We start from the raw sequence: 509 nt of genomic DNA, 5'->3' as shown, positions 1-509 counted from the left end.
AAAATAACACATATTGATTTATTCAACAGAAATGACTTATAAAAGCTCATCAGAAACAAACGACAATAAATACCTTATGTTTAAACACTTTATTTTCTTCGCTATCGTAATAAGCGCTGTTTTATTTACGCATCATACAACGAGTGGATGTACAACAGATGGTCTTTTTGTTGGAAGTACTTCTCCGATCAATTGTATTTCAAAAGAATATATAAGACAGAAAATAAAAAAGAAGCTATTGGAAAAAGAACGCGAAAGAAAATGGTTAGAGCTTGAACAATTTTCTGTTAGCGCTTGTCCAGGTGGAAAATTTCCTGTTTATCATGGCTTTTCTATTATCGATTGTGTTTTGAGAGGAAGAACTAAAACAAAATCGTCTTAATAATGAAATTAATATAATGAACTTATTCCTGCAATGGTTTATCGTAGCACTCGTAATAACAACGATAATGTCTGTTCCCATAAGTTTACTTTGGCGTTTTAGATTTAAGGTTCCTGCCTGTTTATTT

1 protein-coding gene is annotated in these 509 nt (G+C 31.2%); it reads left to right on the top strand.

Translation table 11 applies throughout. The features are described 5' to 3' along the window. Nucleotides 1-31: 31 nt before the first annotated feature. On the top strand, nucleotides 32-382 hold the full coding sequence (locus ACFIL8_RS12770; RefSeq protein WP_375668412.1) for a hypothetical protein: 351 nt from the start codon (nucleotides 32-34) through the stop codon (nucleotides 380-382). The last annotated feature ends 127 nt before the right edge of the window (nucleotides 383-509 follow it).

The organism is Bartonella sp. AP57NXGY, from assembly GCF_042195805.1.
Taxonomy (GTDB): Bacteria; Pseudomonadota; Alphaproteobacteria; order Rhizobiales; family Rhizobiaceae; genus Bartonella.
Note: the sequence above shows the minus strand (reverse complement) of the source record. Positions and strands in the feature narration are given on the sequence as shown.

Excerpts from the sequence above, each read along its gene's own strand:
- ACFIL8_RS12770 (WP_375668412.1), top strand. The coding sequence starts at position 32 with ATGACTTATAAAAGCTCATCAGAAACAAACGACAATAAATACCTTATG.